The sequence below is a fragment of the Pseudomonas hefeiensis genome, assembly GCF_030687835.1.
Lineage (GTDB): Bacteria > Pseudomonadota > Gammaproteobacteria > Pseudomonadales > Pseudomonadaceae > Aquipseudomonas > Aquipseudomonas hefeiensis.
This window is the reverse complement of record NZ_CP117449.1, coordinates 783666-796678: the sequence shown is the minus strand read 5'-3', so window position 1 is coordinate 796678 and position 13013 is coordinate 783666. Positions and strand designations below refer to the sequence as shown.

Here is a 13013-nt window from a genome sequence, read left to right as displayed (position 1 = left end):
ACATCACCCGCCATAAAAAGCCGGCACGCCGAAAACTCTTAGCGGACATTATGAAACAAACGAAATGGTTTAATCCAGTAAATACGGCACTTACAGACGGATAACGGGGAACAAGGCGAAAGCAGTGGAAACACTAACAATGCCGGCCATAAGCCGGCTTTTTAATGTCTGAACTTTCATCCCGTCTTTGCCCCAACCCCAAACCCAGCTCGCCTCCGAGCTATCAACGCCCAGATATCTCCAAGAACCTATCAATCCTGCATCGCCTATGACATGTAGGCAGTCCAGCGGGTTAAACTCGGCTTTTTTGCCTACTCCAAGGAGTTGCTGCGTGAACACGGAAAATCATTCCCAGACGGCCGCCTTTCTCTGGTCGATTGCCGACCTGCTGCGTGGTGATTTCAAGCAATCCCAGTATGGCCGCATCATCCTACCGTTCACTTTATTGCGCCGTATGGAGTGTGTACTGGCACCGACGAAAGACGAGGTGATCAAGCAAACCTTCGCCCAGGAAGGCCGTCCAGATACCGTGCGCGAAATGATCCTGCTGCGCTCCGCAGGTCAGCAATTTTTCAATGCTTCGCCGTTGACGCTAGGAACCCTGTCGGACACCCAGACCGCCGCCGACTTAATGAGTTACGTACAAGCCTTCAGCAAGGACGCCCGCGAAATTTTCGAACACTTCCACTTCGAAGACTTCGTTCAGCAGTTGTCCAGCGCCAACCTGCTCTATCAAGTGGTGCAACGATTTGCTGCTACCGACCTGAGTCCCGAGCGCATCAGCAACTTCGGTATGGGCATCATTTTCGAAGAGCTGATCCGCAAGTTTGCGGAAAGCTCCAACGAAACTGCCGGGGAGCATTTTACCCCACGCGATATCGTGCACCTGACTACTTCCCTGGTGATTACAAATCAGGATCACAAACTCACGCCCAACAGCATCGTCACCATCTACGACCCAACGGCGGGCACGGGTGGTTTTCTGTCAGAAGGTGATGAGTACATTCAGTCCATCAGCGAAAAAGTCAGCGTTTCCCTACATGGCCAGGAGCTAAATCCCGAGTCTTACGCCATCTGCAAAGCGGACATGCTGATCAAGGGCCAGGATGTGGCAAGCATCAAGCTTGGCAACACGCTGTCTAACGATCAATTGGCCGGCAAACGTTTCGACTTCATGCTCAGCAATCCGCCCTTCGGTGTGGAATGGAAAAAGGTGCAAAAGCAAATCACCGACGAGCACACCCACAAAGGTTTCGACGGCCGCTTTGGCCCAGGATTGCCAAGGGTGTCCGACGGTTCGCTACTGTTCCTCCTACACCTGGTCAGCAAAATGCGTGACCCACGCCACGGTGGCTCGCGCATCGGCATCATCCTCAATGGCTCGCCGCTGTTTACCGGTGGCGCGGGTTCGGGTGAGTCGGAGATTCGCCGCTATCTGCTACAGAACGATCTGGTCGAAGCCATCGTTGCGTTGCCAACGGACATGTTCTACAACACCGGCATCGCAACCTATATATGGATACTCAGCAATCACAAGGCCACTGCACGCCAAGGCAAAGTGCAGTTGATCGATGGTAGTCAGCACTACGCCAAAATGCGCAAGTCGCTGGGCAGCAAGCGCCAGTACATCACCGAGGATCAAATCGGCGAGCTGGTACGCCTGTATGGCAGCTTCGAGCACACTGCGCAGAGCAAAATTTTCCCCATCGACGCCTTCGGCTACCGCCGCATTACCGTCGAACGCCCGTTGCGCTTAAACTTCCAAATCAGTGCCGAGCGTATTGAGCGGGTACTGGACGAAAAAGCCCTGCAAAAACTCGACGGCACCGCCCAGCAGCAACTGATGGCGACCTTGCAAACCATGGACACCAGCGCGCTGCACCGAAACCGCGAGCAGTTCAGCAACCTGCTGAAAAAGGCCCTAACCACGCACAGCGTAAGCCTCAGTACCCCGGAGCTAAAAGCCCTACTCAATGCCCTAAGCGAGCGCGACCCCGAGGCGGATATCTGCACCACCAAAGGCCAACCCGAAGCAGACGCCGGCCTGCGCGATAACGAGAACGTGCCGTTGGGCGAGTCGGTGTACGACTACTTCCAGCGCGAAGTCATCCCCCATGTGCCAGATGCCTGGATCGACGAGAGCAAGACCGACGCTCTGGATGGCGAAGTCGGCATTGTTGGCTTTGAGATTACTTTTAACCGTCACTTTTATGTGTTCCAGCCACCGCGTCCACTGGACAAGATCGACCGCGACCTGAAAGCTTGCACCGATCGTATCAAGCAGATGATTGAGGGGCTATCGGCATGACGTTTCCCTGTTATCCAGAATACAGAGAATCTGGTGTTGAATGGTTAGGCGAGGTGCCTAAACATTGGTGCAGCGTTCCCATTAAGTACATGGCACTTGAACGAAAGTCATTATTCTTAGATGGCGACTGGATTGAGAGCAAGGATATTTCATCAGAGGGAATTCGTTACATAACAACGGGAAACGTTGGCGAGGGCGTTTACAAAGAACAAGGTGCAGGGTTCATTTCAGAGGAAACGTTTCACTCACTTAGTTGCACCGAGGTCCATGAGGGCGATGTCCTAATTTCGCGCCTGAACAACCCGATTGGAAGAGCGTGTGTAGCTCCAGACCTCGGCGGGAGAGTAGTGACCTCTGTAGATAATGTGATTTTTAGGCCGGACTCTAAATATCATAAAAAATTCATCGTTTATTTGTTCAGCAGTGAAGAATATTTCAAGCACACAGGCAATCTCGCGCGTGGTGCCACGATGCAAAGAATTAGCCGTGGACTCCTAGGTAACATTCGAGTTGTCACTCCTTCGCTCACAGAACAAACCCAAATCGCCCGTTTTCTCGACTATGAAACCGCCCGCATCCACGCGCTGATCGAAGAACAGCAGCGTCTGATCGAACTGCTCAAGGAAAAGCGCCAAGCCTTGATCTCCCAGGCCGTCACTAAAGGCCTCAACCCTACGATGCCAATGAAAGATTCTGGCGTGGAATGGCTAGGCGAAGTGCCGGCGCATTGGAAAGTAAAACAACTCAAGCATGTAGTAGATCCGAGTACCTCGATCACCTATGGAATCGTTCAAGCTGGTCCAGAGTTTGAAGGTGGCATCCCATACATTCGGACCAGTGATATGAGCGGAGAAGAGCTTCCTGTTTCGGGTTATCCCCTCACCTCTCCAGATATTGATGAGTCTTATGCACGATCGCGTGTGCGGCCAGGAGACATTGTCATGTCTATACGCGCATCGGTCGGAAAATGTTTGCCGGTTCCTAATGAGTTGAAAATTGCTAACCTCACGCAAGGCACGGCAAAAATCTCAGTAGGCAAGCAAATTACTAGAAATTTTCTTCTCGCATTCCTTAATGCCGAGGCTACTCAAAACTACTTCGACTTAATGGCCAAAGGTGCAACATTTAAAGAAATCACTCTTGATGCATTGAGGCGAACACCAGTGCCTTTACCGCCTGAAAATGAGCAAATACAGATTGACCAATTCGTTTCTCGGCACGCTGGTTTATTGGATGAAACTTGTAAGCAAGCAATCGAGAGTATTTCGTTGCTCCAAGAGCGCCGCACCGCCCTAATCTCCGCCGCCGTCACCGGCAAAATCGACGTGCGCGGCTGGCAGCCACCAGTCAGTAAACCATCCCCCGAATTAGCACAAGAGGCCGTGTAATGGCGGACAGCAAGGAAGCGCAGTTTCAACAGGACATCATCGAGGCCCTGGCCGCCCTAGGCTGGTTAGTCGGCACGGCCAGCGGCTACGACCGCTGCACGGCGTTGTACACCGAAGATGTGCTGGGCTACTTCAAAGACGCTTGGCCGGAGCGTTGGGACAAATTCGCCAAGGCCAACCCGAACAACCCGGATGATGTGCTGGTACAAAAGCTGGTGCGCGAGCTCGAGCAAAGCGGCACCCTGGATGTGCTACGCCATGGCTTTAAGCTGCCAGCAGTGAAGGTGGAGCTTTGCAGCTTCCAGCCTGACCACGACATGAACCCAGACACCCTCAAGCGCTATAAGTGCAACCGCCTGCGCGTGGTGCCAGAGGTATCTTATTCCCCTCATGCGCGTGAAACCGGCAGCGGCGGGCAAAGCTACGACCCGCGGCTGGACCTGGTGCTATTCGTCAACGGCATCCCCACCGCCACGCTGGAGCTAAAAAGCGAATTCAAGCAGTCGGTGGAAAACGCCAAACGTCAGTATCGCTACGACCGCCCGGTAAAAGACCCGCTGACGCGCAAACCCGAACCATTGCTGACCTTCAAACGTGGCGCACTGGTGCACTTCGCCGTGGGCCAGAATGAAGTGGCTATGACCACCAAACTTGCCAGTAAGGACACCTTCTTCCTACCGTTTAACCTCGGCAGTGAGGAAGGCGGCGCAGGCAACCCAATGCCTGCCGACGACAGCCAATATGCCACCAACTATCTGTGGCAACGCCTGTTGCAGCCGGATGCCTGGCTCAAGGTGCTGGGCCGCTTCCTGCACTTGGACAAGAAGACCAGCGAAGGCTTCGACGGCACGCCGGTGACCAAGGAAACGATGATCTTCCCGCGTTACCACCAATGGGAGGTGGTCAACACACTGATTGATACGACCCGCGCCGAAGGCCCGGGCAAGCGCTACCTGATCCAACACAGCGCCGGCTCAGGCAAGTCCAACTCCATCGCCTGGACGGCGCATCAACTGGCTTCGCTGTACGACGATGCCGGTCAGCGCCTGTTTAACTCGGTGATCGTAGTCACTGACCGAACAGTGCTCGATAGCCAGTTGCAGAACACCATCTACCAATTCGAGCATGCCCAGGGCGTTGTCAAACCAATTAGTCGCGACGTCGGCAACCAAAGCAAGTCCGAACAATTGGCGGAGGCGCTGGCTGAACAGTCGCGCATCATCATCGTCACCATCCAGACTTTTCCCGCACTGTTCGATGCGTTAGACAAGTATCCCAAGCTGGCTAGCGGGCGCTACGCGGTAATCGCCGACGAAGCGCACTCTTCGCAGACCGGCTCCTCAGCTAGCAAGCTGAAGCAGATTCTCGGTAGCGATGCGCAAGACGCCGAGGAAATTAGCACCGAAGAATTATTGGACGCTGCTGTACAAGCGCGCCAACCGAACGAGCGCATCAGCTACTACGCTTTCACTGCGACGCCCAAACCCAAGACCCTGGAGCTGTTCGGTCGTCCGGCTGATCCTACGCTGCCGGCCAGTTCCAGTAATAAGCCGGAGCCTTTCCACCTTTACTCCATGCGCCAAGCTATCGAGGAAGGTTTCATCCTCGATGTGCTGCGCAACTACACCACCTATAACACCGCCTGGAAGATCGCCCACCCGGATGGCGAAGACGATGAGGTGGAAAGCAAGAAGGCACGTATCAAGCTAGCGCGCTGGGTGCGCTTGCATCCGTACAACATTAGTCAAAAGGTTGAGGTGATCGTCGAGCACTTCCGCGCCAATATCCGCAATCTGCTCAATGGCCAAGCCAAGGCGATGGTGGTGACCAGCAGCCGCCAGGAAGCGGTGCGTTATCAGTTAGCGGTGAGAGCTTATGTAAAGCAGATGGGCTACAACGATGTGCACCCGCTGGTGGCATTCTCTGGCAGCGTACTACCAGATGAGGCGATCCCTGAAGAGGTGACGGAAAACAGCAGCCTGCTCAACCCTGGCCTAAATGGCCGCGACCTGGCCCTGGCGTTCGATACCCCAGACTTCAACGTGATGATCGCGGCCAACAAATATCAGACTGGATTCGATCAGCCCAAGCTATGTGCCATGTACGTGGACAAGAAGCTGCAAGGCGTGGACTGCGTACAAACTCTGTCACGGCTGAACCGGACTTTCGGTGACAGCAAGGAAACCTTCATCCTCGACTTCTTCAACGAACCGCAGGATATTCTCGACGCCTTCTTGCCGTACTACACCAAGGCCGAGCTGAGTGATGTAACCGACCCACAAATCATCTATGACCTTCAGAAGAAGCTGGATGCCGAGGGAATTTACTACTGGCAGGAGGTCGAGGCGTTCGCCATGGCTTTCTTCGACCCTAAGGCTGCGGCCAGTAAGCTCAGCTATTACTGCACGCCGGCCAAGAAGCGCTTTGCCAAGCGCTACGCCCTCTCGTTGGAGTCCCGCCAGCAAGCGCTAGATTTCAAACGTACGGCCGAAGCCAACGGTGATGATAACGGACTTAAAAAAGCTGAGTTCACGCTGAAAGAGGCCGGCGAACAAATAGATCAACTCGACCTGTTCCGAAAAAACTTACAGAGCTTCGTACGTCTGTACGAATTCCTCTCGCAGATTGTGGCTTACGAGGACCGCGAACTGGAGCAGCTTTGTGTGTATGCCAAGCATTTGCACCCACTGCTGCGCCTGGATCGTCTGCAACAAGACGACGTGGACGTGGGCGAGCTGCGACTGACCCATTACCGACTGAGTAAGCGTGCCGAGCATCAACTGCACCTGAGCGAGGAACAAGGTAAGTATCAGCTAAAACCTGGCAGCGACGTGGGCAGCGGTAAACCTCACGACCCGGAGAAAAAGCGTTTATCTGAGATCATTGAGGCCCTCAACGAAATATTTGGCGCCGAAGTGAGTGACGACGACCAGTTGCAATTCCTTGCCGGCATTGCTCAACGCATCAGTCGTCAGGAAGATGTGATGGCACAGGTAAACAACCACTCGATCGAACAAGTGATGCACGGCCTATTCCCGAAGCGAGTGCTGAACACCGTACTGGACGCCATGACCGATCACGAAAAACTGTCGCTGGAGGTTTTGGACAACGAAACCAAAAGTCGGGCGTTTGCGCTGGTGATTTTAAAGATGCTGAAGACGACGGCGGGCTTCGATGAGGATCCACGGCACGGTGCCTGATGGGTTATTTATCGGGAAAACTCAATTACTAAAACGACGGGGGAATTTGCGGTGCAGGAAAGCTCTGCTGCACCACTCACCCGGGGCTACACAATGGCTTACGCTTTGACAGCGAGGCGGCCCATTTTCAGCGCGATTCCCTTCCCCCACCGTGCGAATATAGACGCCGCTACCGCTTGCTCACATCCTCGGCAACAGCCACTTCGTCGTAATGCGGAAATCGTTGCTTCAGTCGCTCAATCGTCCATCGCCATTTAGGAGTAGTGGGACGACAAATCGTGTTCTGATTACCAAACATGCCGACCTCCCGCACAGCCTGACTTAAGGGCACACTTTGCAGCCACTGAACCGGAACAAAGTAATCGCAGCGCTCCGGATCGTCGGCAAACTCAGCATGATAGGTAGCGCGTTTCGCAACCTCTAATACCGGCCGCTCCTCGCCACCCTGCATGACTGTAAACTCGTTTGCAGGCGTAGATGTTCCCAAAACACGACCAACACCGACGTAACCTTGCTGGGGAATATTTACCCAGATCCGATCTCCCGGAGAGAGGAGTTGCAAGGTCTTGCTGTACCACGCACCGCCACCACCAGAAATGAAACCGAACTCCACGGCATCAGCCCATGAGCGCGAGACAGAGTCGCCGAACGAACAGTAAAACTCTCCATTCCAAGGCTCGCCGTGTCCTTCACTCGTCGATACGGCGTTTACCTGAGTCTGAACAGGATCGAGTAACCAGGACCGACTCAGCAACTGCTGATCACCCACCTGGAAAACCTGGAAGCAAAGTACGTTGATCGGAATATCTCGCTTGCTGAGGTATTCAACGATTCGTTCGCTACTGGCGTCTAGTTCTGTGGCGACGATGATGAGTTGATGACTCTTATTCAGATCATCATCGTCGAGCACACGACCAAAGCGCGCGAAAAAATCTGCATACAAGCTGCTCCCAGGTCGGAACCGTTGATAAATCGCCGCGATTTCGTTCTCACGCAGACTTTCTACCCAAACGGCATAGTCGAGGGCCTGAGCAACGACTTCACGGGGGGTGCGATCTCTTTTGAGCTCAATGAGAACCAGGTTTCCATCAGGTGCAATGGCCAGTAGGTCAATGCGGCCGCCCATTCCGGTGGACTCTTGCCTGCCTATCAGCATCCACTCCTCAGAAAGAATGCTGGGAGAGCTGATGATCATTTCTTCAAGTAGCTGCTCGCTGGCCAATCGGCTTTGGCGAAGCTTGTTCGGTACAAGACCGACGGTCCAGACATCCGTTTTGATAGGCAAGTTTTGAGTCCTTTGGAATTTACGTAACCGAGCGATGAAGGGTGATGGCCACCTTGGTGACTAGTCAAAGACAAGGGAGTGAGCCGTCCCTCCCGAATAATGGCACAACAGAATCACATAAAATGCTTTACTAATTTCTACAGGGGAACTTGCCATTTGCTAGATCGAACAATAATGAGGGGCTAAAGCCTGCTCAGATTAGATACATAGGTCAAGGAGACCAGCCATGTCAGAAGTCAGAAATATCAAGGATCAAAAGCTTCTGTACCACCTCACCTCGACTGAGAACCTCGACGGCATATTTAGGGAAGGCCTGAAACCTCGGGCTGCTCTCACCACCTTTATTGACGTAGCCGACAGCGAAATTCTGAAAAAACGCCAAGCCCTTGAGCTTGATCGCTATGTGCCCTTTCACTGGTTTGCTGCAAATCCATTTGACGGGAGTGTGCAGTTCAACAGACCGAAAACAACATTTGTACTGATCTCGGTTTACCGATCACATGCCCAAAAAAATGGTTGGAAAGTCATTCCTCGCCATCCGCTGGCAAACGATGAGATTCAGCTACTTGAGTACGACCAGGGCTTCGAAGCCATCAACTGGGAGGTCATGAGCACCCGAGACTACCAGGACCACGACTGCAAGAGCATTTGCATGGCTGAATGCCTCTCTCCCGGCATCATCGCTCCGAATGACTTTTCTACACTTTTTGTTCCGAATTCTGATGTCGAGGCGCTTTGCACAGAAAAAATGCGGGAGGCCGGTGTTAATGTACGCCTCACCGTGAATCCCGGAATGTTTCGCAAATGATCTACAGCAGACTGAATCCAGAGAAGGCTCTGATTTGGCGTATCGTCCATCGGGACAACCTGCCTTGGATTCTGGACAACGGTCTGCACTGTGCAAATTCGAACGTTCAGTCACCGCAGTACGTAAACATCGGCAACCCTGACTTGATCGACAAGCGCCGAACCCGCCACGTCCCCATAGCTCCGGGAGGGGTGCTGGCCGACTACGTGCCCTTCTATTTCACGCCCTTCTCTGTGATGATGAAAAACATCCACTCGGGGCGGAGTGTTCAGCAGCGCAGCAATGATGAGATCGTGATTCTGGTCTCTAGCCTGTACCGCATTGAGCAGATGGGCCTTCCGTTTGTCTACACGACTGCCCATGCCTACCCCGATTGGACAGACTACTACAGCGACTTGGCAAATCTCGGCCAGATCGATTGGTCTATCATTCAACGACGCGACTTCAAGCGCGATCCTGACGACCCTCAGAAGATGGAGCGGTATCAGGCCGAAGCGCTGATCCACAATCATCTACCCATTACAGGACTCCTTGGCATCATGTGCTACACCGATGCAATGAAAGAACGCATAGAGCAGGACGTGGCCGCCAGAGGCCTGGCGCTGCCTGTCCATGCGCGTCCGGGATGGTATTTCCAATGATCCGTTTTACCCAAGGCAACCTTCTGGAAGCCAAAACCGAAGCCCTAGTCAACACGGTGAATACCGTGGGCGTGATGGGTAAAGGTATCGCGCTGATGTTCAAGGAGCGCTTCGCCGAGAATTACCGCCTGTACTTGGCTGCCTGCAAGGCTAACGAAGTGGAGACAGGCAAGGTTCACGTGACGGCGGTCAATGAGCTGGAAGGGCCGCGATGGATCGTGAACTTCCCGACCAAACGGCACTGGCGGTCACCGTCGCAGATGGCGTGGATAACCGAGGGGTTGCAAGACCTGCGTCGTTTCCTGATTGAAAACCATGTGAAGTCCGTAGCGGTTCCACCGCTAGGGGCTGGCAACGGTGGTTTGAAATGGCCCGAGGTTCGCGAGCAGATTGTTGAAGTCTTGAGCGATCTGGATGTCGACGTGCTGGTGTTTGAGCCTTCTAACCAATATTTGAACGTCGCCAAGCGTAACGGTGTGGAAAAGCTCACGCCGGCTCGTGCATTGATTGCCGAACTGGTTCGTCGCTACTGGGTTTTGGGTATGGAATGCAGCCTGCTTGAGATTCAGAAACTGGCCTGGTTTCTTGAGCGCGCCATCGAAAAGCTGCCAAACACCGAAAACCCTCTGAATCTTCAGTTTGTTGCTCATAAGTACGGGCCGTATGCCAACCGGTTGGAACATTTGCTCAATAACCTGGATGGCAGCTATCTGCATTGTGACAAACGCATCAGTGATGCGGGTATTAGCGACGTGATCTGGTTTGACGAAGGGCGCAAAGCATTCTTGCAGACCTATCTTCAAACAGAGGCCAAGGAATACACCCAGGCCTTGGAGCGTACCGCCGAGTTGATCGATGGCTTTGAGTCGCCTTTCGGCATGGAATTGTTGGCAACGGTTGATTGGTTGCTGAGCCAGGATGGGATTTCCCCGACTGTTCCTGCCGTGCGCGAGGCGTTGAAGCATTGGGATGGCGGAGCAGGTGCTGCGGCTCGTAAAAGCAAGCTGTTCGATGATCAGGCGCTTGATATCGCGCTGAAGCGGCTGACTTCCAGTAGTTTCAGGCCGGAGGTTGCGACCTGTTAGGGGTAACGTGTGACTTGGACAATTATCCAACAGGTTGTTGGACAATCTCAGCGTTCATCGCCTCGATGACGTTCCGTAATTGTGCAAGTACCTCTTGCACAATTAGAGCTCATCGTTTCGGGGACTCTCGAAGACAAAAAGGTCTTGACGAGCAAGACCTTTTTTCATACCCGGGGTAAGCGCGGCCCCTTGTTACCTCACCTCAACAATATCCAAAGCCCGATTAGCCAACAGCTCACTCACCTCAATCACCTGCAAAATCCCCAACGCGAAATGCCGTCGTGATCCCTCAAGTCCAAACGCCAAGTCACTGATCATGGCATTCACCGAAGCCAGGTTTTCACTGAGATTGGCCAGCAGACATTCCGAATCAACATCCGGTGCGATACGGAGGATGGTGTTGGGTTTGTCGGACGTTTCGTCCTTCGGCGTAGGCTTCAGGTAGTAATCCAGCGCCCGGTTGGCAGCATCATCAAGCTTGTTGTTACGAGCAGACTGAGCGCGAGACACATGCTCATCTGTGGTCGGAGGATTCGGTGTAATTTTGACCATAGCCTTAACTCTCTTTGGTGAGGCCACAACCCTCTCGCTGCTAAACGAGTGGGTGGCAGCTGTGCGCGGGTTAGCAGACCGACGAGTTAAGAAATCGGCGCGCCCGGGGGCGCCCCACGCACAGCCACCATCAAATGCAGGGATGGTAATACCTGACTGATGAAGCTTGATGCGACTCAACTCGACGGGCTGCTAAACCCGATCACTGATGGGCAGTGACAGGATCAAAACTACCGACGCGGCCAAGGGCGCACAAGCCGGCGGATTCTGGCGTAGTTGTAGGCAATGGCGCAAGGTGATGTCGGTCGTGGCTAGTCTCGTGGAGACACGATAAACAGCTGGCCGAAATGTTGTTGATGCACCGCTATCGCGAGCAAGCTCGCTCCCACAGAGGAGCTTGCGTCAGGCATTTCAAACATAGGAATGGCGGAGCGGGTTTACTCGTGAATGCGGTGCGTCAGCGTCATTTATGTTGGCCAGCATGGCGCGTCGCGAGCAAGGAACGACGATGCGGAGAGGGTGAAATTGTGCAAGAGGTACTTGCACAACTTCTCTATCGGCTTTACGTCTGTGACTAGGACTCGCTTGCCCCGGAACGCTGCTCGGCCAGGATGTCCTCAACCGTGCGTTCATGACCTGCCTTCGCCAGTTTCAAATCGTATCCGGCCGCTTCCAATAACCGGACAAGGGCCGAGACGCTCATATCCCCTTTAGCCATTGTTTCCATACGCGCCACCGTTGAACGTGAGACGCCAGCGCGACTGGCCAAGGCTTCCTGGCTCAAATGGGCCTCACCTCGAGCCTGTTTCAGCATTTCGGCCACATCAAACAGGGTGGTCATTTGTAGCCCTCGAGCATCAAACATCTATATTTTTATGATTGCTGTAGCCCTAGGGACACAACGTTACGTGTTTTTTGATTCGTGATTAGTGCAGCACCTTGTTGCACAAACTGAGCGACGAATTCCTGGATGCTCCTAAACCTGACGGACCTTTATTCCAATCTCTCACCTACAAAAAAGGTCTTGCCGAGCAAGACCTTTTTTCATACCTGGGGTAAGCGCGGCCCCTTGTTACCTCACCTCAACAATATCCAAAGCCCGATTCGCCAACAGCTCACTCACCTCAATCACCTGCAAAATCCCCAACGCAAAATGTCGTCGCGATCCCTCAAGATCAAACGCCAAATCACTGATCATGGCATTGGCCGAAGCCAGGTTTTCACTGAGATTGGCAAGCAGACATTCCGAATCAACATCAGGTGCGATACGAAAGATGGTGTTGGGTTTGTCAGACGTTTCGTTCTTCGGCGTAGGCTTCAGATAGAAATCCAAAGCCCGATTGGCAGCATCATCGAGTTTCTTGTTACGAGCCGACTGAACACGAGACACGGTTTCGTCTTCAGATGGCGGGTTCGGTGTAATTTTGACCATGGTAAAGCTCCTAGAGTCTATTGGAGCTACCACCATTCGCTGCGAAACGAAGTGTTGGGTGGCAGCTGTACGCGGGTTCGCAGACCGGGACTCTAGGGACCGGCAGACCCGAGGGTCTCCCACGCACAGCCACCTCTGACGAAATCACAGACATGGGCGATCTGCTTTCGAAGGTGACGTTGTGCGCCTATAGAGTCCGGGCTGCGAAACCCGATCACTGATGAGCAGTGACAAGACTCAAACTACCGACGGGCCCCAAAACGCACAAGCCGGCGGATTCTGGCGTAGTTGTAGGCAATGGCGCAAGGCGGTGT

The 13013-nt window shown here is 53.6% G+C and carries 11 protein-coding genes; 6 read left to right on the top strand and 5 right to left on the bottom strand.

Features of this window, described 5'->3' with window-relative positions; all coding sequences use genetic code 11:
• Nucleotides 1-90: 90 nt before the first annotated feature.
• On the bottom strand, nt 91-339 hold the full coding sequence (locus PSH57_RS03350; RefSeq protein ID WP_305387816.1) for a hypothetical protein: 249 nt from the start codon (nt 337-339) through the stop codon (nt 91-93).
• On the opposite strand from PSH57_RS03350, the gene PSH57_RS03345 reads away from it, so the two are divergent.
• From PSH57_RS03345 to PSH57_RS03335, 3 genes are read left to right on the top strand one after another with little or no spacing between them, the layout of a single operon-like run.
• Nucleotides 332-2308, top strand: a complete 1977-nt coding sequence (locus PSH57_RS03345) for a type I restriction-modification system subunit M (RefSeq protein WP_305387814.1) — start codon at nt 332-334, stop codon at nt 2306-2308. The two genes, PSH57_RS03350 and PSH57_RS03345, sit on opposite strands and share 8 nt — an antisense overlap.
• Nucleotides 2305-3696 (top strand): restriction endonuclease subunit S, encoded by a 1392-nt coding sequence (locus PSH57_RS03340; protein ID WP_305387813.1) that lies wholly within the window; start codon nt 2305-2307, stop codon nt 3694-3696. The genes PSH57_RS03345 and PSH57_RS03340 overlap by 4 nt, the downstream gene beginning before the upstream one ends.
• On the top strand, nt 3696-6896 hold the full coding sequence (locus PSH57_RS03335) for a type I restriction endonuclease subunit R (protein WP_305416359.1): 3201 nt from the start codon (nt 3696-3698) through the stop codon (nt 6894-6896). The genes PSH57_RS03340 and PSH57_RS03335 overlap by 1 nt, the downstream gene beginning before the upstream one ends.
• 169 nt (nt 6897-7065) lie before the next feature.
• Here PSH57_RS03335 and PSH57_RS03330 read toward each other — a convergent pair whose 3' ends face one another.
• Nucleotides 7066-8181 (bottom strand): endonuclease NucS domain-containing protein, encoded by a 1116-nt coding sequence (locus PSH57_RS03330; RefSeq protein ID WP_305387810.1) that lies wholly within the window; start codon nt 8179-8181, stop codon nt 7066-7068.
• A 226-nt stretch (nt 8182-8407) separates the two neighbouring features.
• Here PSH57_RS03330 and PSH57_RS03325 point away from each other — a divergent pair, with 226 nt between their 5' ends.
• The 3 genes from PSH57_RS03325 to darG are packed head-to-tail and all read left to right on the top strand — an operon-like array spanning nt 8408 to nt 10715.
• Nucleotides 8408-8989, top strand: coding sequence for a DarT ssDNA thymidine ADP-ribosyltransferase family protein (locus PSH57_RS03325; RefSeq protein ID WP_305387808.1), 582 nt, complete (start codon nt 8408-8410; stop codon nt 8987-8989).
• Nucleotides 8986-9630 carry a type II toxin-antitoxin system toxin DNA ADP-ribosyl transferase DarT gene (darT, locus tag PSH57_RS03320; RefSeq protein WP_305387807.1) on the top strand — a complete coding sequence of 215 codons (645 nt, stop codon included), beginning with the start codon at nt 8986-8988 and terminating at the stop codon, nt 9628-9630. Before PSH57_RS03325 ends, darT begins: the two co-directional genes overlap by 4 nt.
• Nucleotides 9627-10715 (top strand): type II toxin-antitoxin system antitoxin DNA ADP-ribosyl glycohydrolase DarG, encoded by a 1089-nt coding sequence (darG, locus tag PSH57_RS03315; RefSeq protein ID WP_305387806.1) that lies wholly within the window; start codon nt 9627-9629, stop codon nt 10713-10715. The genes darT and darG overlap by 4 nt, the downstream gene beginning before the upstream one ends.
• 192 nt (nt 10716-10907) lie before the next feature.
• Here darG and PSH57_RS03310 read toward each other — a convergent pair whose 3' ends face one another.
• From PSH57_RS03310 to PSH57_RS03300, 3 genes are all read right to left on the bottom strand, one after another.
• Nucleotides 10908-11267, bottom strand: coding sequence for a DUF6124 family protein (locus PSH57_RS03310; RefSeq protein WP_305387805.1), 360 nt, complete (start codon nt 11265-11267; stop codon nt 10908-10910).
• Between the two features lie 574 nt (nt 11268-11841).
• Entirely contained in the window at nt 11842-12108 is a 267-nt protein-coding gene (locus PSH57_RS03305; protein ID WP_305387804.1) for a helix-turn-helix transcriptional regulator, read from the bottom strand.
• A gap of 231 nt (nt 12109-12339) precedes the next feature.
• The gene (locus tag PSH57_RS03300) at nt 12340-12699 is read right to left on the bottom strand and encodes a DUF6124 family protein (RefSeq protein ID WP_305387803.1); all 360 of its coding nucleotides are present in this window, start codon (nt 12697-12699) and stop codon (nt 12340-12342) included.
• Between the last annotated feature and the right edge of the window lie 314 nt (nt 12700-13013).

Excerpts from the sequence above, each read along its gene's own strand:
- PSH57_RS03340 (WP_305387813.1), top strand. The coding sequence starts at position 2,305 with ATGACGTTTCCCTGTTATCCAGAATACAGAGAATCTGGTGTTGAATGG.
- PSH57_RS03335 (WP_305416359.1), top strand. The coding sequence starts at position 3,696 with ATGGCGGACAGCAAGGAAGCGCAGTTTCAACAGGACATCATCGAGGCC.
- PSH57_RS03325 (WP_305387808.1), top strand. The coding sequence starts at position 8,408 with ATGTCAGAAGTCAGAAATATCAAGGATCAAAAGCTTCTGTACCACCTC.
- darT (WP_305387807.1), top strand. The coding sequence starts at position 8,986 with ATGATCTACAGCAGACTGAATCCAGAGAAGGCTCTGATTTGGCGTATC.
- darG (WP_305387806.1), top strand. The coding sequence starts at position 9,627 with ATGATCCGTTTTACCCAAGGCAACCTTCTGGAAGCCAAAACCGAAGCC.
- PSH57_RS03310 (WP_305387805.1), bottom strand. The coding sequence starts at position 11,267 with ATGGTCAAAATTACACCGAATCCTCCGACCACAGATGAGCATGTGTCT.
- PSH57_RS03305 (WP_305387804.1), bottom strand. The coding sequence starts at position 12,108 with ATGACCACCCTGTTTGATGTGGCCGAAATGCTGAAACAGGCTCGAGGT.
- PSH57_RS03300 (WP_305387803.1), bottom strand. The coding sequence starts at position 12,699 with ATGGTCAAAATTACACCGAACCCGCCATCTGAAGACGAAACCGTGTCT.